Origin of the sequence: Rickettsia endosymbiont of Polydrusus tereticollis, assembly GCF_964026385.1 — a bacterium.
Lineage (GTDB): Bacteria > Pseudomonadota > Alphaproteobacteria > Rickettsiales > Rickettsiaceae > Rickettsia.
On sequence record NZ_OZ032142.1, the window covers coordinates 609,698 to 634,398 of the forward strand.

The following is a 24,701-nucleotide window of genomic DNA, read 5'->3' on the forward strand; positions in this document are numbered from 1 at the left end:
ATCTACAGGCTCATACAATATACTCCAAAAATCCTCTAATAAAAATTTGAATAAAGTAAAATAATGTTATCGCTAAAGAGCATATAACTAAACTTAATTGCATAGAATAGGGGAGTTTTTTAGATATTTCAGGCTGTTTTTCTAATTGCGGTTTATAGATAAAACTAAGTATTTTTGTAAGATAAAGAGCCGAGAATATACTGCTAATTACTATAACCGCCATTACTAGAATCTGATTTTGCTCGCTTGCTGCAAGGAATATTGAGAATTTACTAATAAAGCCGCTAAAAATCGGTATACCTATTAATGATAGCGAGGCAATAAATATGATAAAAGATACCATCGGTAGCTCCTTGCTTACACCGGCTAAATCTTGCACCTGATTAGTTTTTTTCAAACTATAAATACTTCCCATGCTATAAAACAAGCAAATTTTAGTGAATGAATGAGAAACTAAATGTAATGTTGCGGCACCTAAGGCTTTTGGGGTTAGCATAAAGGCACTAAGCAGAGCTAAGCCTAGTTGATTCATAGTTGAGTAAGCAAGAATTTTCTTGATATTATCCGTCCCCAGAGCTTTAAATGAGCTGTAAAATATGGTTATTATCGGGAAAAATAGTAGCCAATTAAAAGGTGCAAATATTGATTGTAAATATGTTAAGCCGAAGATATATATTAAAATTTTATAAATACAGAATAGACCGGCTTTAACTATTACCACGGCATGGAGCAAACTACTTACCGGATAATGGGCGACCATAGCCGCCGATAACCATGAATGCACAGGATATAAAGCTGCTTTAGCTATGCCGAAAATAAACATTAGCAGCAAAATAATAGCCTCGTTTTTGGAAAAATAATCACTGATAAAGCCGCCGCTAGTAAAATCTCCGCTGCCGGTTTTAACGTAAATAATTATTATGGCAGGTAAGAATAATAGCGTCGCTGAAATCATTAGAATTTTTAAGTATTTATACAATCCGGTCATAACATTAGTTCCACCGGAATGACCGATAAGGAAAGCGGTTGCTAAAGTTAGAAGTTCATAAAAAATAAACATCGTAAAAAGATTAGCCGATAAAGCAATAAAAACACCGGCAAGTATGCTTGAGTTAAAGAAAAATAGAAACCTATCAGAATTTTCAATATTATTAATTGCTAAATATTTTGGAGTGTAAAGCAAGGCACATATCCATAAAAATCCAAGCAGACTCAAGAAAATAAGCCCTAAAGGCTCAAGATACAAGCCGATAGAATAATTGCCTAATATATGAAATGTAATATTAGTTCTTATACCTTTTAAAAATAACCAATCAATGATTAAAATATTACCGAAGAAAAAAATACTCACTGCAATTAGTAGGAAATTACGAATAAAGCTATCTTCCTTGGTGACGAAAGGAATAGTTAAATTTAACATACCTACCAGTAATGTCGAGAATATCAAAAGGTTAGGTACGGCAAATAATTCAATCATGTTGTTGTTTAATATGGTTGTGGTTTTAATATCAACGTCATTGCGAGTGACCGAAAGCGTTGTTGCATAGCTCCGGTGTCATTCCCGCGAAAGCGGGAATCCAGAAAAAAATAACCTTAATATTGGTACAAAAATTATATATTTGATAAAATAAACATATAAAAAAACAAGTTTTTTATATGTTTTACTGGATTCCTGCTTTCGCAGGAATGACATCGAAAGTGCGTTATCTATCACGCAATAATACTATATTATTCTGCTCCCAAAATAATATTTTAACTATTTTATAGTGATAAAAGAGCGATCCTACCGAGCTTATTAATATAATAATAAAATCTAGCCATAAATTTTGTCTAATGAGTAAATCAAAAATGTTAATTTTAATTATAAATAACGGGCTGATAGGTAAGCCGGTGCTGCAAATTATGCTAACTATTACCACACTACGCCAAGATGTTTTACTTTGAATAACTTCTCCGTATGTCTCATTATAGGCAGTAATTAAAAATAAAGCGATTTTGTTAATGCTGTCGACTAGTAAAAAAACCGGTAAAATTGTTTCACCTTCTGTTGTTATTAATAATAGGAAGGCATAACCGATTTGCGTAAGTCCGGAGTAAATTATAATAGTTCTTAAATATTTTGCTTTATAAGCAAAATAGGGGGCTATAATAATAGTAAATAAAGCTATCGGTCTTATAAAATTTGCTAAAGGTGTAGCTATTTCGTCGTAATTTAACACTAAACGGCTAAATTTAAATATTATATAAATGCCTATTATAGTAGAGATACCGGCAAGGTAAGTTAGAATAACCGCAGCAGTGCCGGTATAAGCTCTTACCATCCAGAAATGTAGAGGAAAAAAAGCAGTTTTAAGGATAGCACCGATTAAAAAGAAGCTAATACCGGCTATTACTATTCGAGAATTATAATATCCTTGAACACGGGTTGCTACGTCTAGCATATTAAGGCTGCCGGTAAAGCTAAGTAAAAACCCGATGCCTATTAATATGAAAGTTGCACCGATACTACCCATTATTAAATAATCAAAAGCTCCAATAAAAGCTTTAGGATTGTTACCTTGAGCCATTAAAACATAGCTGCTAAGTGAAGCAATTTCAATAAATACATAGAGATTAAAAAAATCGTTAGTACTAACCATCCCTAAATATCCCGTATGAGCAAATAATAATACCGAGTAAAATAAAGATTTTCTTTTATCGCTAATGAATTTTGTAACCGTATCTTCAATAAGATTACGGCAAAAAACTAAAAAGAATAATAAAACAAAGTTAAGATAGATGATAATAGGTTGATTGAAAGATGTTAATTGATATTCAATACCGACCCACGGCTTCCATCCGCCGAAGGTATAAGATATTTGTCCGGCATCTATGATAGTAAAGCCGTAAATACTAAGTATAAAATTTGCAAAAACGCAGATAATAGCAATTATTCTAGCAATAAAAAGGTGGTGGAAAGTTAATATTATTAGTAAAGCACCTGCGAGCGGTAATAATATTTGTAAAGAGGGGAAATGTTGTATTAGTAAAGTCATTTATTATCGTTAAAATTAATTTCATCTTCCGAGATAGTGCCGAACTGCCTGAAGATTTGATATATTAGACTAAGCCCCACCGATAAAGTAGCAAATCCGACGACGATAGCGGTGAGCATTAATACATGAGGTAGTGGACTAGAATAAGCAGTTATCCCTTCTTGCTGAATAGGGATTCCGCCGCCGTTAATTTTACCAAGAGCTAAGTAAAAAATCAATACGGAACTTTGAAAAACCCCAAACCCTATAATTTTATGAACATAATTACGGCCGGTAAGCATTATAAATAAGCCGCATGTTAAAATTATTAATGCAAAAAAATAGATTGAAAGGTGCATAAAGTTATATTGTCGTTGTGAGTGAGCATAGGCATTGTTGCGTGGTTCTAAAAAAGTGCTAGATGTCATTCCCGCGTAGGCGGGAATCCAGAGAATATTTAAGCAAATTATATAGTAAATTTTTATATAATTTTGCTTATTTTAAGTGTTTTTTCTGGATTCCCGCCTACGCGGGAATGACATCAAAAATTAGAGCCATGCAACAACGCCCTGCCTGTGCGGGAATGACACACTGCTGCTTTTATTAAGCCATGTAAAATACTACCGTGCAGGAATGACATCAGCGTTAATACGCCTTAAAGGAGTCGTTAAATACACATGTGACCTTTTTACCCTTGCGTATCGATAATTTTGGAAAAACCTGTTCGATAATGATCATATTAGGAGTGTCCTGTGCTAAGCGATAATTTACCATAGACTCTCTTAAGGCTTCGTCGACTGCAAAAATAGCCGGTATTTCGGCATTTTTATCCCTAAATTGTAGATATGTAAATTCGCCGTCATCAAAAATTTTGATAGGAGCGATTTCTTCATTACCGCTAACAGAGTAATTAAAGTTATATTTTTCGGGGTGAGCTAAATCAGGACTAGCTAAAGATGCCGTATAAGTTTGCATATGACTGCTGCTATCGGTTTCGTCATCTGGATAGATGAATCTTACGTTAAAAACCATTTCCGGGTCTCTCATATCAAGAGTTTCCGCTGCATATAATTCAAAAAAGTAAGTGCGTTTATTAGTAATAAGCGTCATATTAGTGGTAGCGTCTTGCTCCATAGGTTTTATAAAAATCCGATGTCCTGCCGGTACGATCTGCCAAGAAGTAGTATCACCCATAGAAATACTGACGATTTCTTCATCCCTTGCAAGTTCTATACTTGCTTGATAGCCGTAATAGCCGGTAAACTTAAAAACATCGTCAGGATTATAAACCATAATCCTGATACGTGGATCAGTACCAAGCGGTCTTGATTCTCTAACGGCAAATACATTTAGCGTAAAGAATATTAATATACAAAATATCAATAATTGCTTCATATTATTTCTTATCTTTTAATAATTTTAATTTATAGCTGGTAACGGTAAAATTATATGGTGATCCTGGAGCTAAATCTGAATTAATTGAGTCCATTATAAAACCTATTGTTGCTTCCCATACCATATTTTCTAAAATTTCACCGGCAGTATTTTTTGCTAATGATTCAAAAATAACGGTTACTTCGTTATCATTAATATTGGTAATTGATGATATAACCACGGAACGTCTAAATAATTTTTGATATCTCATAACCGGTGATAAAGGGTTATCGATATTCATAAAGTTAACAAATTGCATGTAAACTATTCGGGTTGAAGTATTTTGGATAAAAGTAAACTGCTCTTTTATCGTATTATAATTATACGTTTCCCGTTTTGTTAAATAATTTTTAATCATAATATTAACAAGGGAAGTATAAGGATCATGTTGCGTAGCTTTGTTTGTATCGGTTATTGTCGCGTGCTTTTCCGTTTTTGATTGTACGGCATAGCTTACTTTTTGCTTTATCGGTAATAAGGCGTTAATACTTACACAAATTGTTATAAGTAATATCAAGAAAACAGTGCAAGTTAAAAATAATAAAGACCTCTGACTTAAGGGGGTTACATATTTAAAATTATACCATTTTTTTGCGTCGGCGAAATATTCTCCCGATTTAATATATTCTTGTACGGAGCTAAGTATTGGATCCATAGTTATTTAATAGCTATTCATTTAATTTGCTAAAGTCTAGCATATTTATTTAAATATAATTATTATTTATTAACATGCTTGGTTATTTAAACTAATAAATAAGTTTATTTTGTTGCTACTATGTCAGGTGCATAATATTAAGTTTGAACTAAAAAAACTAATTTGTAAATTTAAATTTATAATAACCGTTATTTATTATAGACTATAGTAATTAGAAACTTTACAAGCTTCATTAATTTATTTTCATATAAAAGTAAATTTTTTATAAAAAATGCTTGAGAAGTATTTTATACTAAGTTAATTTAAAGCAGAACAAGAAATTTTATAATTAATTAATAATGTTAAGATTATTAAAACTTTCAATATCGTTGGTTATACTTTTGCAGTTGTTATCATGCACGCCTTCGGCTCCTTATGAAATAAAAAGCCCTTGCGTATCGGCTGAATCAAATGACTTATTTAGTGTACCCGTAAATCCGTGTGTTCGTAGACCGGTTAATTCATTAGTTGATATAGCGTAATGATTAAAGATTATTTTTTTAAATTGAATATTGGCTTTTCTTTGTAAAATTAGAAAATTAATGCTTATTATTTTAATAATACTTATTTATGTAAATAACCATTCATAATGTGATAATATATAATGTTCAAAATAAGTGATATATTTAGCTCTTTAAAATCGAGTACTAATAAGCAAGAAAATGGGCAACTGCAAACCGGAGACGGCTTACAGCCAAATCAAGTAAGCGACAAACCGCTTAACGCATTAAAAGCTACTCAAAATTGGTATGAAGAACGATCGGACAAAATAATCGTTCAGCGTAATTTATTAATGATATTGTTAATAATTCTTACAAGTTTTATGGTTATAGCTACTTTGGTGATTGCTTTTGTGGTAAATTCCAAACAATTTGATCCGTTTGTAATTCAGCTTGATGATAGTACGGGAAGGGCGGTAATAGTGACCCCTGTTTCTTCAACGCTACTTGCTGCCGATGATTCTCTTACAAGATATTTTATAAAAAAATACCTTGTAGCAAGAGAAACTTATAATCCCGTAGATTTTACAACTATCGCTCGTACTACCGTTCGATTACTTTCCACAAGCAGTGTTTACTATAATTATCTAGGGTTTATAAGAAACAAAGATAATGATCCTATCTTAAAATATGCCCAGGATAACACTACTTTTTTAACGATAAAATCATGGTCAAAATTAGCTCAAGATAAATATATAGTAAGGTTCTCTATAAGTGAAACATCAGGAGACCGACGAGTTTTTAACAAAATATCGGTGATAAGTTTTTCTTATGTACCGATGGAATTAACAGACGTAGAGCTTGATATAAACCCGGTGGGTTTTCAAGTAAGCGGATATAGGGTAGACGATGACAATAGCTAAATTTTGTTTTTTAATTATAGTATTATTAAGTAGCTTCACGGTAAAGGCTGAGTGTTCTTTAGGACCGGCTAGATCATATAATGATAATTATATCGATGACCTATCTATAACTACCGATAATAGAATAAAAACTTATATATATAATCCCAATGAGGTTTATTTATTAGTTTTACATTTCGGTTTTCAATCTCATATAGAATTTGCCAAGAATGAAGAAATTCAAACTATAACTTTGGGAGATGCCTATGCGTGGAAAATAACGCCGCTAGCTAATAGGTTGTTTATAAAACCCTTGGAAAAAGATATTAGAACAAATATGACTATAATAACTAATAAAAGAACTTATGAGTTTGATATTGCGGCTATGGAACTCGAAGAAGGACGCGAAAAAGACTTAGTATATGTAATTAGATTTTATTATCCTAAAAAAAGGTCTAACGATTTTTGAGGGTAAAGCGTCATGGCGAGCCGCTGTAGGTATTGTTGCGTGGTTCTAGAAAAGTGCTATATGTCATTCTAGCTAAAGGCGGGAATCCAGAAAATACTTAAAATAAGCAAAATTATATAAAAATTTACTATATAATTCGCTTAAATATTTTCTGGATTCCCGCCTTCGCGGGAATGACATCAAAAATTCGATCCGTGCGACAAAACTAAAGGTGCTTCACTACGACGTTTTAAGTATCAATATAACTGTTACACGAAGAACATTTAAAATTAACACAAATTTAATTATGGCCGAAGAGCAAAATATTAATAATCCTAATTCTTCAGCGACCGAGTTACCCGAGGTTCAAAAAGAGCTTTCTAAAGTTTCTGTTAGCTTTAACAAAAGTATCGCTATTTTAGTGATAATTTGCGGTATTTTTGCATATATATTTTTCTATCTTTTCTTTAGTAATAAAAAGGATGATTCTCAGGATTCGGTGCCGCTTGTTAATATTGCAAAACCGGCTCAAGACGTTCAGGATAATATTCCCGAAATCCCTAAATTACCGGAACCTCCTAAACTTGAGACACCTGCTTCTCCGCCTCCGCCGCCTGTAGTAGTAGCTCCGCCAGTTTTGCCTTCTCCGGTAGAAGATAAAGACAAAGATAAAGTGCCGTTACCTCCGTCTCTTTCTTTGCCGTCTGCTCAGTCAAATTTAGTCGATAGCGATGCAGAAAAACAACGTCGTGAAGCAAAAAGAAAATCTTCCATAGTATTAATCGGCGGCACGGAAGTTAAAAAAACTCCGGAACAAGTGACGCAAGAAGCGACTTTTAAAGATCGTGGCGACATGAGTTTTATCTTGGGTAGAGGCAAAATAATTGATGCAGTATTAGAAACGGCTATAAATAGTGATTTTGGCGGTGAAGTGGAAGCCATGATTAGTAGAGACGTATTCTCAGAGAAAGGTAAAGTTATTTTGATTCCAAAAGGATCGAAGATTTTTGGGACTTATGGAACTTCATCAGACGCTTACGGTAGAATTTCAATAATATGGAGTAGGATTGACCTTACCAATGGTTATACTATCGATTTTGATGCTATTGCTGTAGATAACTTAGGCAGAAAAGGAACGCAAGGAAGGGTAGATAATAAATTTAAAGAACGTTTTGCTAACTCTATCTTACAATCAGCCTTTAATATTGCGTTTGCAAATGCCCTTGACAAAGTAGTAGCACCGCCGATTAACTCACAAGCTGCAGCGGCGAATAGTACTATTGCAACGCAAATACAAAATATAGCTCAATCGAATGCCGCTAATACTGCCATGACCGAAGATGTAAGAATTGTAATGATTTGTACTAGCGTACTCGGTGCTATTACCGATACAACTTCGGCGGCTTATTCTTCAATGACGCAAAGTTGTACCACCGCTCAAAATCCGGCAACGGCAAATACTGCAGCTCAACGATTAGCTGCTTTAGTGCAAGCAGTAAATAGTGCTGCTGCAAGTTTATTGACTACGGCTACTACCGCTTCTGCTCCGACACAAGCACAGCAAGCATCTACTCAAGCTTTTACTGACGTAACTAATACGGTTAAAGACATGATAGCACAACAAGAGTTTAAGCCGACCACTACTATTAATCAAGGTACTGCGATTAAAATATATGTTAATAAAGATTATAAATTTCCGAAAGCTGTATTATTAAAATCAAGGTTAATGCAATAATCAGTATTTATTTATAATTAGGAGTTGGTATGGCGGATGCATTTGCTGCACTAGAAACATTTTTATTGCCCTTTAAGGATTTATTTGCCGAGGAAGGTATTAATGAGATCATGGTTAATAAACCCGGGGAAGTTTGGGTTGAAAAGAAAGGAGAAATATATTCTAAGCAAATACCCGACCTTGATTTTGAGCATCTTATGTCGCTCGGGCGTTTAGTTGCTCAATCTACAGAGCAAATTATTTCAGAAGAAAAACCGCTGCTTTCAGCTTCTTTGCCGAATGGTTATCGTATTCAAATAGTATTCCCCCCCGCTTGTGAGATAGGGCAAATTATCTATTCGATTAGGAAAGGTAGTACTATGAATCTTTCATTAGATGAATATGCTAAAATGGGGGCTTTCGATGCAACCGTTACTGAAGCAATAATAGACGAAAATGAAGGAATTCTAAATAATTACTTAGCGGAAAAAAAGATAAAAGAATTTGTTAGACATGCGGTGGTTTCAAAGAAAAATATTATTATTAGCGGCGGAACTTCTACCGGTAAAACTACTTTTACTAATGCGGCACTTGGTGAAATACCGATAGAAGAAAGAATAATTACGGTAGAAGATGCAAGGGAAGTGTTATTGCCGAAACATCCTAATAAAGTACATTTACTTTCTTCTAAAGGCGGGCAGGGTCGTGCTAATGTTAATACGCAAAGTTTAATAGAAGCGTGCTTGCGGCTTCGACCTGATAGAATTATAGTCGGAGAGCTACGAGGTGCAGAAGCTTTTAGTTTTTTGCGTGCAATTAATACCGGTCACCCGGGTTCTATATCAACTCTGCATGCCGATAGTCCGGCTATGGCGATAGAACAAATGAAGCTGATGGTTATGCAAGCGGATTTAGGTATGCCGCCTGAAGAGGTAAAAAAATATATTCTATCCGTGGTCGATATTGTCGTGCAATTAAAGCGTGGTAGCGGCGGAAAAAGATACGTTTCCGAGGTATATTATAAGAAAAACAGAAATGCTACCGGAATGGTTTAGGTGTATTCTTGTCATTATTATGTGTCATATCGTGGCTTGACCGACTAGTGTACGAACGTTAAGGAAAAGGCTATGTCATTCTAGTTCCTTGATCACGGCATCCAGTCTTTTTATTAAGGTTTTTTCTGGATACCGTGGGAGGGGCCTCGGTATGACACTATACTTCACGGTATGACACCATAACTTGTAATAACCATAATACGATAATTATGATCCACGCAACAACACTACACGAAAAATAATTTTAGGTAAAAATAGGAATATTAATGGAGTGGTATAAGATACTTAGAGTTACCAGAAATATATTCGGGCATGCTATAATTCATCCGTGTGTTATTTTTTGTACATTATGGGTAAGCGGTGCTTTTGTGGCAATTTTTACCAATGAACTCGGTAACTTAGGCATCAATGTAAATGCTATAAATATTGCTTATAAATGGGCTTATTGGCTTATCAATGTATGGGGGCAATTAAAATTTACCGATTATAACTATTTAAAGTTAAAATTAATATTATCTCTTCTTGTTCCTTCCATAACCGTCATAATTTTTTATATTAAAAATTTTGACAGAATAAAGGCATTACAGTTTTTTAAACAGCAAGAAAAAGTATATGGTGATGCAAGTTGGGCAAGCTATAGCGATATTGAAGCTGCGGGTCTTCGTGCCAAAAAAGGTATGTTAATAGGAGTCGATAGCGGAGGTTATTTTGTTGCCGACGGATTTCAGCATGCTCTATTATTTGCTCCGACCGGATCAGGTAAAGGGGTAGGGTTTGTAATTCCAAATTTGTTATTTTGGAGCGATTCGATAGTTGTACATGATATTAAATTAGAGAATCACGGTTTAACTAGCGGCTGGCGGCAAAAGCAAGGTCAAGCGGTTTTTGTTTGGGAACCGTCAAATCCCGACGGCGTAACCCATTGTTATAACCCTATAGACTGGGTTAGTACTAAGCCCGGGCAAATGGTTGATGACGTTCAAAAAATTTCTAACCTCATTATGCCGGAAAAAGATTTTTGGAATAACGAAGCACGCAGCTTATTCCTTGGCGTAACGCTATATTTAATTGCCGATCCGAATAAAACAAAATCTTTCGGAGAAGTAGTTAGAACAATGCGTAGTGATGACGTAGTATATAACTTAGCGGTGGTACTTGATACTTTAGGCAAAGTAATACATCCCGTTGCTTATATGAATATTGCGGCGTTTTTACAGAAAGCCGATAAGGAACGCTCCGGTGTGATCTCTACCATGAACTCGTCACTTGAATTATGGGCAAATCCGTTAATTGATGCCGCTACCGCTTCTTCCGATTTTAATATCCAAGAATTAAAAAGAAAAAAAACCACGATATATGTCGGTCTCACACCTGATAACATTCAGCGTTTGCAAAAATTAATGCAGGTATTTTATCAGCAGAGTACGGAATTTTTAAGTCGTAAAATGCCCGATCTTAAGGAAGAACCATACGGCGTGATGTTTTTATTGGATGAATTTCCGACGCTCGGCAAAATGGATACGTTTAAATCCGGTATTGCTTATTTTAGAGGATATAGAGTTCGCTTGTTTCTGATTATTCAGGATACTCAACAGCTCAAAGGGACATATGAAGATGCCGGCATGAATTCGTTTTTATCAAATGCTACATATCGAATTACTTTTGCGGCTAATAACTATGAAACGGCTAATTTGATATCGCAACTTGTCGGTAACAAAACAGTAGAACAAAGGTCATTTAGTAAACCTATATTTTTCGACCTTAATATTTCGACTAGAACACAAAATGTATCACAGGTTCAAAGAGCTTTACTTTTACCGCAAGAAGTAATACAATTACCGAAGGATGAGCAAATTGTTTTAATTGAGTCCTTTCCTCCTATAAAATCTCGTAAGATTAAATATTATGAGGATAAGTTTTTTACTAGTAGGTTATTACCTCCTACATTTGTACCTACGCAAGTGCCTTTTGATCCTAAAGCAAATAGTGAATCTTCCGAAGAAATATCGGCAGAAACGGAAAATATTTCTGCTGAAACGAATAAATAATATATTATCATGCGTTCAGCTATTATTGATATAGGTTCTAATGCCGTAAGGGCTGTAGTTTATGAATGTGATGAACTAGGAGCTCCCGAGATTTTTAATTATAAATTTAAAAGTTATATTATAAATTTACTCGATCTAGACAATTTAGAAATCAAGCATCAAACTTACCTATCACTACAATATCTTATTCATGTGTTTACTAGGCTTTCTGTTAGCAACATACAATGCGTTGCTACCGCAATACTTAGAGGTCACCCCAAAGCTAAAGAATTTAAGGAAATAATTAAAAAGAAATTTAATATAGATATTGAAATTATTTCCGGTGAGCGAGAAGCTTATTTAACTGCTGCCGGTTTGATTTCGGGCATAAGCGATGCTTTCGGAGTGGTGGCTGATTTAGGTGGCGGAAGTCTTGAGCTTGCACAAATTGAAAATAAAAAGGTCGGTAAATTAAAGTCTTTGCCTTTAGGGACGAAAGTTATTACTAGCAATCATTTTGATAGTAGTAATTTAATTACTAAAATGATTAAAGAAGAATTTGGTGAGTTACATTATCCTAATTTATATTTAATCGGCGGAGCTTTAAGGTTGATGGGTCGTTTATATATGGAATCTATCAATTATCCCCTTAAAAATTTACATAATTTTGAAATAAACCGAGCTGAGTTTGAATTTTATCTTGAAAAGTTATCTCACATCGACAAACTAAAACTAAGTTATTACGAACAAAAAGCTATTAATTATAATGCGGTTTTAGTAGTAAAGTCGATGATTAAGGTGTTTTCGCCGGAAAAAATAATAATTTCAAATTATGGTTTGAAAGAGGGCGTTAGATTTGATTCGCTTCCCTACCACGAACAGAAAAAAGATATTATTTATGAGCGAGTAAAAAAATTAGTAAAATTTGATAGAGATATTTGTAAAATTGATAAATATGTTGAAGCGATAAAATATCTTTTAATTAACCCTGATGCTACGACGCTTATCACCATAGAACTGGCTATCATGCTGGCACAGTATAATAAAAATATCGATAAGACTCTTCGAGCAAATTTTGTTTCGGAATTTATTTTATCCTCCGATATTCCTTTTAGTCACCGTCAACGCCTGATGCTCGGCATTGCTCTTGCTTTTACTTATACCGTTAGAACAGATATTTATATTAATAAAATAGCAAAAAAAATGATTAGTAAATGCGATTATTATAATAGTCACATAATCGGTTATTTTATAAAAATTTCTCGGGAAATTGACGGACCGGAATTTTATGAGCCGTCTTTTTTTATTAAGTTAAAAGATGATAAATTTCTCCAAATTACTACCTCAAATACCTTACCTAAGCAAGTATTTGAAAAAGTATACGAGCGTTTAAAAAATATAGGTTTTGCTAGAAGAAATATTAATTACGCTTATAATTAATTATGTTTATAAATAGTTAATAGATTTCGGCGTTGTTGTATGGATAGGTTAAGCATGTTCTATGTCATTCCCGCGTAGGTGGGAATCCAGAAAAAACGCTTAAAATAAGCAAAATTATATAAAAATTTACTATATAATTCGTTTAAATGTTCTCTGGATTCCCGCTTTCGCGGGAATGACATACAGCACTTTTTCCGATCCATGCAACAACGCCATTGATTTCGAACCATGCAGCAATAACTTGTCTTCACAAATTAATTTTTTCATTAAATAATAATACTTGACTAAATTACTATGATATTATAGTTATAATGTATAAATAATTTAAATTTTTAAGGAATAGTATATGATGCTAACAACAAAAGGCAGATATGCGGTGATGGCTATTTTGGAGATGGCATCAAGGTCAACCGATAAACCTATTACTTTAGCCGAGATTTCTTCAAAACAAAATATTTCCGTTAATTATTTAGAACAGATTTTTGCTAAGCTTAAAAAAGCTAATTTAGTAAAATCGATTAAGGGACCGAAGGGCGGATATGTTTTTAATACTACATTGAATGAAATAAAAATTTCCAATATTATGGATGCGGTAGATGAGAATATTGAAATGGCAAAATGTTATCAAAAATCAATGAAGGCTTGCATACCTAATAAAGTAAAATGTAATTCACATCATTTGTGGTTAGGTCTTACTAATCATATTCGTAATTATTTTGAAAATATATCAATACAAGACATAATGAAATAGTCATGTTATACTTGGATCATAACGCTACTAGTTTTACCGAGCCGGAAGTTAGGGAATTAATGGTAAGTTTAATGAGGGGTGCTTTAAATCCTTCTTCTATTCATACACAAGGGCGGTTAGCTAGAAAAATAATAGAAGAGGCGAGGGAGCAAATAGCAAACTCAGTGGGATTAAAATTAAACTCAAAAGAATATGAAATTATTTTTACTTCTTCGGGTACTGAAAGCAATAATTTAATAATGAAAAATTATTATGACGGTGATATTTTCATTGCCGCTACCGAACATTTATCAATTTTTAATCATGTAAAATATGCTCCTAGCATTAAAATAATAAAGGTTGACAATAACGGCATTATTGATTTAGAAAACCTAGAAAATCTGCTATCTCAAAGTAAGAATAATAAAAAGCTAGTTTCTATAATGCTTGCCAACAACGAAACGGGCGTTATTCAGGATATAGCGGCGATTGCCGTGGTTGTTAAAAAATACGGTGCGGTTTTCCATAGCGATTGCGTGCAAGGACTCGGTAGAATACCGATAAACATTAAGAGTTTAGAGCTAGATTTTTGTACGATCTCAGGGCATAAAATAGGTGCGGGGTATGGTAGTTCCGCATTAATTGCTAGCTCAAAAAATATACTGACGCCGATAATGATTGGCGGCGGACAAGAGAAAAATATACGCTCCGGTACGGAAAATGTTTTAGCAATTGCCTGTTTTAGCTTTGCTTGTGAAATAGTAACAAATGAAATAGAAGAGAGATACAAGAAAATAAAGATGCTACAGGAGTTATTAGAGAAATATCTCAGTAAATATAAAAATGTGAAAATAGTAGGACAGGGCGTTTCAAGGTTACCTAATACCTCGTTAATTATAGTACCTAAAACCGATGCACAAGCAAAATTAATAGCTTTTGATTTGCGAAATATTTATGTTAGCTCCGGCTCTGCCTGCTCATCAGGTAAAGTATCTAAATCGCATGTGCTAAGTGCTATGGGTTTAAACGAGGACGAAATAAGCTCTTCTATTAGAGTATCGTTTAGTCATAATGAAACATCGGAAGACGTTAAAATTTTTATTAAAGCGTTTGAAGAAATTTATAAACAGGAATTAATATGAGCGAAGCGGAAAAAGCAAGTTATGCAAGAAGTCTAATTTATATGGATTATCAAGCTACTACTCCGATAGACCCAAGAGTAATGGAGGCGATGATTCCTTATTTTACTACTAAATTCGGCAATCCTCATTCACGTAGTCATTCTTTTGGCTGGGAAGCTGAAGAAGCCGTAGAAGAAGCAAGAAAACAAATAGCGACGCTTATAGGAGCGGAAGCTAAAGAAATTATTTTTACTTCCGGTGCAACCGAATCTAATAATTTAGCTATAAAAGGCATAGCTAAATTTTACGGCGGCAAAAAAAATCATATTATTACCGTTGTTAGTGAACATAAATGCGTATTAGATGCTTGTCGGCATTTAGAGCAGGAAGGCATTAAAGTTACCTATTTACCGATTCAAACAAATGGTTTAATAGATTTAGAGCTATTAAAAAGTAATATTACTGATCAAACCATGTTAGTATCAGTAATGGCGGTTAACAACGAAATCGGGGTTATTCAGCCCTTAAAAGAAATAGGGGCAATTTGTCGAGCAAAAGGCGTGTTTTTTCATTCAGATATTGCTCAAGGATTCGGTAAAATCCCGATTGATGTTAATGAATGTAATATTGACCTTGCAAGTATTTCCGGGCATAAAATATATGCTCCTAAAGGTATCGGTGCTTTATATGTTAGGAAAAAGCCTAGAGTAAGGTTAACACCGCTGATAAATGGCGGCGGGCAAGAAAGAGGAATGCGTTCGGGAACACTTCCGACTCCGTTAATTGTCGGGCTTGGCGTTGCTGCTGAAATAGCCTTAAATGAAATGCATAAAGACCTTGAACACGTAAATTATTTATTCGATAAATTTTTAAGTAATATAAATAAAAGAATCTCGGATGTGCATTTAAACGGCGATAAAGATAATAGATATAAAGGTAATTTAAATTTAAGTTTTGCCGGAGTTGAAGGTGAATCTACTATAGTCGGTATTAAAGACTTAGCGGTTTCTTCAGGTTCTGCTTGTACTTCAGCTTCTTTAGAGCCGTCTTATGTCTTGCGTGCTATGGGAATCAGCGAAGAACTTGCACATACCTCTATTAGGTTCGGTATAGGAAGATTTACGACTGAAAAAGAAGTTGATTATGCTGTAGAGTTAATAACCGAAAAAATCAATAAATTAAGGGAATTAAGCCCGCTTTGGGAAATGATGCAAGAAGGGATAGATTTAACAAAAATAAAATGGGCAACTCATTAAATTCGTCATTGCGAGGAGATGCGAGCCTTATTGCATAGCTCGAAAAAAGTGCTGTATGTCATTCCCGCGAAGGCGGGAATCCAGAGAATATTTAAACGAATTATATAGTAAATTTTTATATAATTTTGCCTATTTTAAGTGTTTTTTCTGGATTCCCGCTTTTAGCTAGAATGACATCGATAGTAAATACTTAAATAATAGGAGAATAACAATGGTATATAGCCCGAAAGTGATTGATCATTATGAAAATCCTCGTAATGTCGGTGTACTTAATAAAGAAGATAAAAATGTCGGTACGGGACTTGTCGGTGCACCGGCTTGCGGCGATGTAATGAAATTACAAATTAAAGTTGATGAAAACGGCATTATCGAAGATGCTAAATTTAAAACATTCGGTTGTAGTGCCGCTATTTCTTCAAGTTCTTTGGTAACGGAATGGATTAAAGGTAGATCGGTTGACGAAGCAGAGACTATTAAAAATACTGCAATAGCAAAAGAGCTGTCACTACCGCCTGTAAAACTTCACTGCTCACTACTTGCCGAAGATGCAATAAAAGCAGCCATAGCTGATTATAAAAATAAAAAAAATAATGAGTAAAAATGTTATTGCATTAACTGCAGCAGCAGCAAAACAAGTTAAATTATTGCTTGAGAAACGAGGTAAGCCGTCTTTCGGCATTAGGGTTGGAGTAAAATCAGGAGGATGTGCAGGAACTTCTTATTATGTAGAATATGCTGACAATAAAAGCCAGTTTGATGAAATAGTTGAAGAAAAAGGCGTAAAAATATTGATTGATCCTAAAGCATTAATGTATCTTATAAATACCGAAATGGATTATGTTGAAAGTCAATTTAAATCGGGGTTTGTTTTTACCAATCCAAATCAAAAAGCTGAATGTGGCTGTGGAAAATCGTTTAGCGTATAATTAGATTTTTGATGTCATTCCCGCGAAGGCGGGAATCCAGAAAAACACTTAAAATAGGCAAAACTATATAAAAATTTACTATATAATTTGCTTAAACACTTTCTGGATTCCCGCCTTCGCGGGAATGACATCGTTAGTGCTTTACCAACTCAAGGTAATAATAAAATAGGAATTTTATGGATATATTTAAAATTATTACAGGAAAAAATTATATAAACGGTGAGTGGCTGACTTCTATAAAGCAAATACCGGTTATTAACCCTTCAACCTTAAAAGAAATCGGTTCAGTGCCGAATTTAGCTTTGTCTGAAATTAATAATGCTATTGATAACACTATAAAGAATTTTAATAGATGGTCGGAAAGTTCTTTTGAGCAGAGAATATCGATACTACGAAAATGGCATAGTTTAATACTCGAAAATATCGAAGAATTAAGCTATATATTAACTCTAGAGCAAGGCAAGATACTTAAGGAATCAAAAAATGAAATTCTATACGGTGCATCATTTATTGAATGGTATGCGAGTGTTATCTATAATATCCACGGAACTACAAGAGCCGGAAAATATAAAGGTCATAATATTATCACCGAATATGAACCTGTTGGACCGGTTGCGTGCATAACACCGTGGAATTTCCCGAATGCTATGATAACCCGCAAGGTTATTCCGGCAATAGCTGCGGGCTGTAGCGTAATATTAAAGCCCTCAAGCCTTACGCCTTTTTCTGCTCTGGTGCTTGCAAAACTTGGCAGTGATGCCGGTTTACCTTCAGGAGTATTTAATATCATTACCGGTGATGCCGATATTATCGGTAAAGCATTTTGTGAAGATTTCAGAATCCGCAAATTATCCTTTACCGGTTCAACAAATGTCGGCAAAATACTTTATCAAAATTCAGCATCTACTGTTAAACGTTTATCTTTAGAGCTTGGCGGTAATGCACCTTTTATTATGTTTGCCGATACGGATTTAGACCAAACGGCTAATAGTTTAGTAATTGCTAAAACTAGAAATAGCGGGCAATCTTGTACCGCACCGAATAGAATATTTATTGATGAAAAAATATATGAGGGGTTTATAGAAATTTTTACCGCTAAATTTGCTAAGCTTAAAGTCGGTGACGGCTTAAATGAGCAATCAGATATCGGACCGTTAATTAATAAAGCTGCCGTTGATAAAATTCAGCATTTACTAAAAGATGCACAAGCTAAAGGAGCTAAATTACTTTGCGGCGGGAAAGCTGAAGGAAATTTTTTAGAGCCGACGGTTATTGTCGATTGCACTGACGATATGGATATCTTTAAAACCGAAATATTTGGACCGGTGGTTGCTTGTTATAAATTTCGTACCGAGACGGAAGTTATAGAAAGAGCAAATAATACCGAATACGGCTTGCAATGCTATATTTACACAAAAAACTTAGTCACGGTTCAACGTATTACCTATCAATTAGATTTCGGTATGATATCAGTTAACGATCCATTACCGGCAAATGCTAAAGCACCTTTTGCCGGACGTAAAGCCTCCGGTTTTGGCGTAGAAGGCTCATTTGAAGGAATATTTGAGTATCTGAATACAAAATATATAAATTTGCAAGTCGTGAGATAGGCGTTGTGGCATGGCTCGGAAAATGGTTCCAATGTCATACCGTGGCTTGACCACGGTATCCAGAAAAAACCTTAATAAAAAGACTGGATGCCGTGATCAAGGAACTAGAATGACACCGTACGCTTTACAAAAATTCGAGCCATGCAACAAGACCGGTACCTCCTCGCAATCGCTGACGATTCCGGTGATTACTTAACAATACCAACAATTTTATATAAAACACAAAATGACTTCTAACTTTCTCTTTAAAATCTCGATAATATTACCTTCATATAATAGAGCAGAGTATTTATCTCAAACTATTGAAAGTTGCCTTACGCAAACATTTACCGATTTTGAACTAATAATAATTGATGATTGTTCTACCGATAATAGTCTTGAAGTTGCCCGTGATTATGCAAGCCAAGATAACCGCATCAGAATAATAGAAAATAAAACTAATAAAAAACTACCCGCTACGTTGAATATAGGCTTTAAAAAAGCTAAAGGTCAATACCTTACATGGATTTCCGATGATAATCTATATCATAAAGATGCCTTAGGAAAAATGAGTAAATGTTTAGACGATAGAGAGGATATAGGTCTTGTATATACGGACTATACTTTAATTAACGAAAAGAATGAAATAGGAAGTAGAATATACCAAGAGCCGCCGGAATTTTTGCCTATTAGAGATTGCGTCGGTGCCTGTTTTTTATATCGGGCTAATTTAGCTCGGCAAGTAGGGGAATATAATGAAAAGATGTTTTTAGTAGAGGATTATGAATATTGGCTTCGCCTAGGACTAATTACCAAATTTTTTCATCTTAAGGAATCTTTATATTTTTACCGTGTTCACCCTACAAGCCTTACAGAAGAACGTAAAGAAGAGATTAGAATTGCGAAAAAAACTTTGAAAAAAATATTTCAAGATAAATATGTAATTCCTGAAAAGAACAAACCGATTTATGATTTGTATATGTGGTTTATTGAAGATAAAAATTTTAAAACATATATTAAACTTGTAAAAATAATTATTTGTCATCCAATAACTACCGTTTCTTATATTGTTAAAAATATTCGCAGATTAAGGTAAATTTTGACTGATAAAAATTGCCGCCTACGGGGATCTTGCTGCGTGGTTCTAGAAGTTGCCCAAATCGTCATTGTGAGGAGGCTTTGTTGCATGGCTCAAAAAAAGTGATGTATGTCATTCTAGCTAAAGGCGGGAATCTAGAAAAAACACTTAAAATAGGCAAAATTATATAAAATTTTACTATATAATTCGCTTAAATATTCTCTGGATTCCTGCCTCCGCAGGAATGACATCAAAAATTTGAGCCATGCAGCAAGACCTCGCCTGTACAGAACCTAGTACTTAATACCGCCGCCGACATTCATTGATAAACTCGCCGAAACAAATTTTTCTAAATCGCCGTCAAGCACGCCTTTAGTGTCGGAAGTCTCAAAACCGGTGCGTAAATCTTTCACCATTTGATAAGGTTGCAGTACATACGACCTAATTTGATGCCCCCAACTATTATCGGTTTTAGCGGCATTTTGTTCGTTCACGCTATCGGTACGTTTTTGTAGTTCTAACTCATAAAGTTTTGCTTGTAACATTTTCATTGCTTCGGCTTTATTCTTATGCTGCGATCTGCCGCTTTGGCATTGGGTCACGGTATTGGTCGGCAAATGAGTAATACGAACGGCTGAGTCGGTAGTATTAACATGTTGTCCGCCCGCTCCCGATGATCTGTAAGTATCTATTCTTAAATCCTTATCGTCAATAACAATCGCTATGCTATCGTCAATCTCCGGATATACCCAACTACTGGCAAAGCTGGTCATTCTTTTACCGGCAGCATTAAAGGGCGATATTCTGACTAATCGATGTACTCCCGCTTCAGTTCTAAACCACCCGTAAGCTTGATGACCTATTACTTTAATAGTGCATGATTTTATGCCAGCTTCTTCGCCGTTAATTAAGTTAATTATCTCGGTTTTAAAACCTAAACGCTCGGCAAAACGTAAATACATCCGCATCATAATAGAAGCCCAGTCGTGGCTTTCCGTTCCACCGGCACCGGCATTAATTTCTAGGAAACAATTATTATTGTCGGCTTCACCGGAAAATAAACAAGCAGTTTCAAATTTCTCGGCAACAACGCTTAATTTTTGTAAGTCTTTCTCTATTTGATTAAGCGTTGCGGTATCGTTCTCAATACCTGCCAGCTCTTCAAATTCTAAAGCATCGTTTAAATCAGTTTTAAGCTTATGAAAAGAATTTAATTTTTCTTCTAAAATACTTTTTTCTTTTGAAAGTTTTTGAGCATTAGCTCGGTCATGCCATAATGTAGGATTTGCTACTAATTCTTCTAGTTCAGTAAGCCTTGCCGTAGAAGTATCGACGTCAAAGTGACCTCCGAAGCAACTCTAAAGATTGCTCAATTTTTTTTACATAAGTTTCAATTTCGGCACGCATTATTTTTTCCTACTATAAAATTTTGTTTTGTTATATATTAGATGTCATTCCCGCGAGGTCTTGTTGCGTGGATCGATAAAAACGCTCTCGATGTCATTCCCGCGTAGGCGGGAATCTAGAAAATACTTAAAACAAGCAAAATGTATATAATAAATTTACTATTTAATTCGCTTATATGACTTCCTGGATTCCCGCCTTCGCGGGAATGACATAGAACATGCTTTAACTTTATCCACGCAACAATGCCGTGCAGGAATGACATAGAAAAGCAGTTATAACAATAAACCGAATTATACCACATATATCATGAACAATCAAAAATTTATCCGAAACTTTTCAATTATCGCTCATATCGATCACGGTAAATCTACTTTAGCAGATAGGCTAATAGAGTATTGCGGCGGGTTACAATCAAGGGAAATGAGCCATCAAGTGCTGGACTCGATGGATATAGAAAAAGAACGCGGCATTACTATTAAAGCACAGACTGTTAGGCTAGTATATAAAGCCAAAGACGGCAATAATTATTATTTAAATTTAATGGATACGCCCGGGCATGTCGATTTTGCTTATGAGGTGAGTAGGTCGCTTGCCGCCTGTGAAGGGTCGTTATTGGTAGTTGATAGTAGCCAAGGGGTAGAGGCTCAGACGCTTGCCAATGTTTATCAAGCAATCGAAAATAATCATGAAATTATACCCGTACTTAATAAGATTGACTTACCGGCAGCGGAACCCGAGCAAGTTAAACAACAAATAGAAGATATAATAGGTATTGATGCAAGTGATGCCGTGTTAATTTCTGCAAAAAGCGGCATCGGGATAGAAGAAGTATTAGAAGCTATTGTTAAAAGGCTACCGCCGCCGGCAGAGAATAATACAGATATTTTAAAAGCATTGCTGGTGGATAGTTGGTACGACCCATATCTTGGTGTGGTTATTTTAGTTAGAGTAATTGACGGGGCTTTGCGTAAAAATATGCGTATAAAAATGATGGCGACAAATTCCAGTTATATAGTGGAAAATGTCGGATATTTTACTCCCAAAAAACATATATCCGATGTGTTATATGCCGGAGAAATCGGCTTTTTTACCGCTTCAATTAAGCAAGTAGCCGATTGTAGAGTAGGGGACACTATAACCGATGAGAAAAAGCCGTGCCTTACGCCTCTGCCCGGTTTTAAGCCAAATTTACCGGTAGTATTTTGTGGTTTATACCCGACAGATAGTGCAGAATTTGAGCATTTAAAAGATTCGCTTGCCAAGCTTCGTTTGAATGATGCAAGTTTTGAGTTCGAAATGGAAAGTTCGTCGGCTCTAGGCGTCGGCTTTAGGTGCGGATTTTTAGGATTATTGCATTTAGAGATTATCCAAGAACGCTTAATGCGTGAGTTTGATTTAGACATGATTACCACTGCACCAAGCGTAGTGTATAAAATTCACCTACGGGAAGGGGAGGTTTTTGAGATTCATAACCCGGCGGATTTACCGGATATACAAAAAATCGAATCTATGGAAGAGCCTTGGATCAAAGCGACGATCATGGTGCCGGATGAATTTTTAGGGGCGGTTTTATCGCTATGTACGGAAAAAAGGGGCATTCAGCTAGACCATGGTTATATAGCCAATAGAGCTAGATTAATTTATAAATTGCCTTTAAACGAAATAGTTTATGATTTTTACGATCGGCTAAAAAGCTGTTCAAAAGGCTATGCAAGCTTTGAGTGGCAAATGGATAGCTATCAGCCCAGCGAGCTTGTTAAACTTGGGATTTTAGTAAACGGCGAAGTTGTAGACGCTCTTTCGACAATCGTCCATCGCACTCGTGCCGAGCAGAGAGGCAGAGCGTTATGTGAGCGTCTTAAAGATTTGATACCAAGGCAGCAAATCGATATCGCTATTCAAGCAACTATAGGTAGCCGCATAATAGCAAGAGAAACTATTAAAGCACTTCGTAAAGATGTACTTTCTAAATGTTACGGCGGTGATATAACCCGTAAACGAAAACTACTCGAAAAGCAAAAAGCGGGCAAGAAAAAAATGCGACAATACGGCAATATCGATATCCCACAATCAGCTTTTATTGCTGCTTTAAAAATCGGTAAAGAATAAATAGTCCTTTGCTTTTGTTAACAAAAAATATAAAGTTGAGAATAGGTTAAATTTTTTTAATGAGGAACAATATGACGATTAAAGTAGTTATTATATATTATAGCGGATACGGTCATACTGCTAAAGTAGCGGAGGCGATACATAAAGGAACGAGTGAAGCCGGAGCTAATAGTTCTTTGATTCAAATAAGTAAGGATAATGTAAATAATATAGATTGGCAGCTACTTGACGAGGCGGATGCAATTATTTTCGGAGCACCGACTTATATGGGCAGTATAGCCGGACCGTTTAAAGTGTTTATGGACGCCACTTCTGTTAAATGGACTGAACAAAAATGGAAAGATAAAATAGCCGCAGGTTTTACTAATTCCGCTTGTTATTCAGGAGATAAGCTTTGCAGTATTCAACAGCTATTTCATCTAGCTATGCAGCACGGTATGATTTGGGTAGGACAAGGGGAGGCATGCCCTACCTTTGCCGATCATGAATTACCGAATCATGATATTACTAATCGCTTAGGTAGTTGGTCGGGTCTTATGACACAGTCAAATCATAAATCTTCCCCTGATATTGCTCCCCCTAAAGGAGATTTAGCAACCGCTATTTTATTCGGCACACGAATTGTCAAGATAACAAAGAAGTTAAGAACATAATTTTACGTAACCGTTCAAAGAACTCTATTAAAAAAAGTTTTATTATTGCTATTGCGTACATAATATAGTACACTTAAACATACAACTTTTTTAGGGGTACTATTGTGACTATTTACACGAGTACACAGGCACGAGCTAAACTATTTAATCTTATTGACGAGACAAATGAAACTCATGAGCCTATTTATATAAAGGGAAAACGTAATAATGCGGTAATTATATCAGAAAAAGACTACGAAGGGTTACAAGAAACTTTGGCTATTTATTCTGTACCTAGATTAGTGGAATCAATACTTGAAGCTAGTAAAGAACCATTAGAAGAATTTATTAGCCATGAAGAATTTTGGAAATCATGAAATATACTCTAATATATGGCAAAAGAGCAGTAGCCGACAAGGATAAATTAACCGTAGCTAAATTAATAGATAAAGCACAACAATTATGTAATAATTTGGTTATTAATCCCACTCCTCCAAATAGCAAAAGACTTTATCGTGATTTAGCGGGTAAGCGTTCTATAAGAATTAATTTACAACATCGATTAATTTATGAAATATTAGAGGATAAAAAAATAATAAAAATACTTAGAATGTGGGGACATTATGAGTAATAAACATATAGTAATGTTGTTTTGAAAACGGATTTACTCTTATCGATCCATGCA

25 protein-coding genes and 1 pseudogene are annotated in these 24,701 nt (G+C 34.9%); 20 read left to right on the forward strand and 6 right to left on the reverse strand.

Annotated elements, in window-relative coordinates; genetic code table 11:
- Positions 1-10: 10 nt before the first annotated feature.
- From AAGD48_RS02765 to AAGD48_RS02785, 5 genes are all read right to left on the reverse strand, one after another.
- Entirely contained in the window at positions 11-1,477 is a 1,467-nt protein-coding gene (locus tag AAGD48_RS02765; protein WP_341790368.1) for a proton-conducting transporter membrane subunit, read from the reverse strand.
- Positions 1,478-1,703: 226 nt separating this feature from the next.
- Positions 1,704-3,035, reverse strand: a complete 1,332-nt coding sequence (locus tag AAGD48_RS02770) for a proton-conducting transporter membrane subunit (RefSeq protein WP_341790369.1) — start codon at positions 3,033-3,035, stop codon at positions 1,704-1,706.
- Positions 3,032-3,373, reverse strand: a complete 342-nt coding sequence (locus AAGD48_RS02775; RefSeq protein ID WP_341790712.1) for a Na+/H+ antiporter subunit C — start codon at positions 3,371-3,373, stop codon at positions 3,032-3,034. The genes AAGD48_RS02770 and AAGD48_RS02775 overlap by 4 nt, the downstream gene beginning before the upstream one ends.
- Before the next feature lie 286 nt (positions 3,374-3,659).
- Entirely contained in the window at positions 3,660-4,409 is a 750-nt protein-coding gene (virB9, locus tag AAGD48_RS02780) for a P-type conjugative transfer protein VirB9 (protein ID WP_341790370.1), read from the reverse strand.
- A 1-nt stretch (position 4,410) separates the two neighbouring features.
- Complete coding sequence (locus AAGD48_RS02785; protein ID WP_341790371.1) at positions 4,411-5,103, reverse strand: virB8 family protein; 693 nt, start codon at positions 5,101-5,103, stop codon at positions 4,411-4,413.
- Between the two features lie 338 nt (positions 5,104-5,441).
- Between AAGD48_RS02785 and AAGD48_RS02790 the strand changes: the two genes are divergently transcribed.
- The 15 genes from AAGD48_RS02790 to AAGD48_RS02860 all read left to right on the forward strand — a co-directional run bounded on the left by AAGD48_RS02790 (position 5,442) and on the right by AAGD48_RS02860 (position 19,886).
- Positions 5,442-5,624 (forward strand): DUF2706 domain-containing protein, encoded by a 183-nt coding sequence (locus AAGD48_RS02790; protein ID WP_341790372.1) that lies wholly within the window; start codon positions 5,442-5,444, stop codon positions 5,622-5,624.
- A 131-nt stretch (positions 5,625-5,755) separates the two neighbouring features.
- Positions 5,756-6,505 carry a virB8 family protein gene (locus AAGD48_RS02795; protein ID WP_341790713.1) on the forward strand — a complete coding sequence of 250 codons (750 nt, stop codon included), beginning with the start codon at positions 5,756-5,758 and terminating at the stop codon, positions 6,503-6,505.
- On the forward strand, positions 6,492-6,953 hold the full coding sequence (locus AAGD48_RS02800; protein ID WP_341790373.1) for a TrbG/VirB9 family P-type conjugative transfer protein: 462 nt from the start codon (positions 6,492-6,494) through the stop codon (positions 6,951-6,953). The genes AAGD48_RS02795 and AAGD48_RS02800 overlap by 14 nt, the downstream gene beginning before the upstream one ends.
- 286 nt (positions 6,954-7,239) lie before the next feature.
- On the forward strand, positions 7,240-8,667 hold the full coding sequence (locus AAGD48_RS02805; RefSeq protein ID WP_341790374.1) for a TrbI/VirB10 family protein: 1,428 nt from the start codon (positions 7,240-7,242) through the stop codon (positions 8,665-8,667).
- Between the two features lie 29 nt (positions 8,668-8,696).
- The gene (gene virB11, locus AAGD48_RS02810; protein ID WP_341790375.1) at positions 8,697-9,701 is read left to right on the forward strand and encodes a P-type DNA transfer ATPase VirB11; all 1,005 of its coding nucleotides are present in this window, start codon (positions 8,697-8,699) and stop codon (positions 9,699-9,701) included.
- Positions 9,702-9,967: 266 nt separating this feature from the next.
- Positions 9,968-11,749, forward strand: a complete 1,782-nt coding sequence (locus AAGD48_RS02815) for a type IV secretory system conjugative DNA transfer family protein (RefSeq protein WP_341790376.1) — start codon at positions 9,968-9,970, stop codon at positions 11,747-11,749.
- A gap of 9 nt (positions 11,750-11,758) precedes the next feature.
- A complete protein-coding gene (locus AAGD48_RS02820; protein ID WP_341790377.1) occupies positions 11,759-13,168 on the forward strand; it encodes a Ppx/GppA phosphatase family protein in 1,410 nt (469 codons plus the stop codon).
- 346 nt (positions 13,169-13,514) lie between these two features.
- Positions 13,515-13,919: an Rrf2 family transcriptional regulator gene (locus AAGD48_RS02825; RefSeq protein WP_341790378.1), complete on the forward strand. Its 405-nt coding sequence runs from the start codon at positions 13,515-13,517 to the stop codon at positions 13,917-13,919.
- A 2-nt stretch (positions 13,920-13,921) separates the two neighbouring features.
- Positions 13,922-15,040, forward strand: a complete 1,119-nt coding sequence (locus AAGD48_RS02830; RefSeq protein ID WP_341790379.1) for a cysteine desulfurase family protein — start codon at positions 13,922-13,924, stop codon at positions 15,038-15,040.
- Positions 15,037-16,275: an IscS subfamily cysteine desulfurase gene (locus AAGD48_RS02835; RefSeq protein ID WP_341790380.1), complete on the forward strand. Its 1,239-nt coding sequence runs from the start codon at positions 15,037-15,039 to the stop codon at positions 16,273-16,275. The genes AAGD48_RS02830 and AAGD48_RS02835 overlap by 4 nt, the downstream gene beginning before the upstream one ends.
- Before the next feature lie 211 nt (positions 16,276-16,486).
- Complete coding sequence (iscU, locus tag AAGD48_RS02840; RefSeq protein ID WP_341790381.1) at positions 16,487-16,873, forward strand: Fe-S cluster assembly scaffold IscU; 387 nt, start codon at positions 16,487-16,489, stop codon at positions 16,871-16,873.
- Positions 16,866-17,201 carry an iron-sulfur cluster assembly accessory protein gene (locus AAGD48_RS02845; RefSeq protein ID WP_341790382.1) on the forward strand — a complete coding sequence of 112 codons (336 nt, stop codon included), beginning with the start codon at positions 16,866-16,868 and terminating at the stop codon, positions 17,199-17,201. The genes iscU and AAGD48_RS02845 overlap by 8 nt, the downstream gene beginning before the upstream one ends.
- A gap of 87 nt (positions 17,202-17,288) precedes the next feature.
- Positions 17,289-17,417 carry a hypothetical protein gene (locus tag AAGD48_RS02850; protein ID WP_341790383.1) on the forward strand — a complete coding sequence of 43 codons (129 nt, stop codon included), beginning with the start codon at positions 17,289-17,291 and terminating at the stop codon, positions 17,415-17,417.
- Entirely contained in the window at positions 17,378-18,811 is a 1,434-nt protein-coding gene (locus tag AAGD48_RS02855; protein WP_341790384.1) for an NAD-dependent succinate-semialdehyde dehydrogenase, read from the forward strand. The genes AAGD48_RS02850 and AAGD48_RS02855 overlap by 40 nt, the downstream gene beginning before the upstream one ends.
- Positions 18,812-19,037: 226 nt before the next feature.
- Entirely contained in the window at positions 19,038-19,886 is an 849-nt protein-coding gene (locus AAGD48_RS02860) for a glycosyltransferase family 2 protein (protein ID WP_341790385.1), read from the forward strand.
- Between the two features lie 275 nt (positions 19,887-20,161).
- Here the strand turns inward: AAGD48_RS02860 and prfB are convergent.
- A protein-coding gene (prfB, locus tag AAGD48_RS02865) for a peptide chain release factor 2 (protein ID WP_341790386.1) occupies positions 20,162-21,275 on the reverse strand; the annotation gives its coding sequence in 2 pieces (ribosomal slippage) (positions 20,162-21,211 and positions 21,213-21,275; 1,113 coding nt in all).
- 306 nt (positions 21,276-21,581) lie between these two features.
- Here prfB and lepA point away from each other — a divergent pair.
- The 5 genes and pseudogenes from lepA (at position 21,582) to AAGD48_RS02890 (ending at position 24,647) form a co-directional block, all read left to right on the forward strand.
- A complete protein-coding gene (gene lepA, locus AAGD48_RS02870) occupies positions 21,582-23,384 on the forward strand; it encodes a translation elongation factor 4 (RefSeq protein WP_341790387.1) in 1,803 nt (600 codons plus the stop codon).
- 71 nt (positions 23,385-23,455) lie between these two features.
- Positions 23,456-23,785, forward strand: a pseudogene (locus tag AAGD48_RS02875) (flavodoxin family protein); the annotation flags it as partial.
- 36 nt (positions 23,786-23,821) lie between these two features.
- Positions 23,822-24,037 carry a transcriptional regulator gene (locus AAGD48_RS02880; protein WP_341790714.1) on the forward strand — a complete coding sequence of 72 codons (216 nt, stop codon included), beginning with the start codon at positions 23,822-23,824 and terminating at the stop codon, positions 24,035-24,037.
- Positions 24,038-24,141: 104 nt separating this feature from the next.
- Positions 24,142-24,393, forward strand: a complete 252-nt coding sequence (locus AAGD48_RS02885) for a type II toxin-antitoxin system Phd/YefM family antitoxin (protein WP_341790388.1) — start codon at positions 24,142-24,144, stop codon at positions 24,391-24,393.
- Positions 24,390-24,647 (forward strand): type II toxin-antitoxin system RelE/ParE family toxin, encoded by a 258-nt coding sequence (locus AAGD48_RS02890; protein WP_341790389.1) that lies wholly within the window; start codon positions 24,390-24,392, stop codon positions 24,645-24,647. Before AAGD48_RS02885 ends, AAGD48_RS02890 begins: the two co-directional genes overlap by 4 nt.
- Positions 24,648-24,701: the final 54 nt, after the last annotated feature.